The 262-nt window shown below is 47.3% G+C and carries 1 protein-coding gene; it reads left to right on the forward strand.

The features are described 5' to 3' along the window. Positions 1–233 (forward strand): M48 family metalloprotease (locus AAEY88_RS14135; RefSeq protein WP_350563398.1); only part of this gene is annotated, 233 nt, incomplete at its 5' end. Positions 234–262 lie beyond the last annotated feature (29 nt).

A 262-nucleotide genomic window follows, 5' to 3' on the forward strand; every position in this document is an offset into this window, starting at 1 on the left:
GCGTTATAGTGGCTTATTACAGCCGCCAACGTGAGTTTGCTGCCGACAGCGGCGCTGCCAAACTAGTAGGCGCAGACAAAATGCGTTCAGCCCTTGAGCGATTAAAGCAAAACCACCCATCGCAATTAGAAGGCTCAATGATGGCCTTTGGTATTGCCAGTGGTAAAGGCATGGCTGAGTTATTTTCATCTCACCCACCGCTTGACGCACGTATAGACGCACTACGTCGTTAAAAAAATTCAAGTTTTTCACAGTACTTGTA

The organism is Psychrobacter sp. CAL346-MNA-CIBAN-0220 (assembly GCF_040309805.1).
Lineage (GTDB): Bacteria > Pseudomonadota > Gammaproteobacteria > Pseudomonadales > Moraxellaceae > Psychrobacter.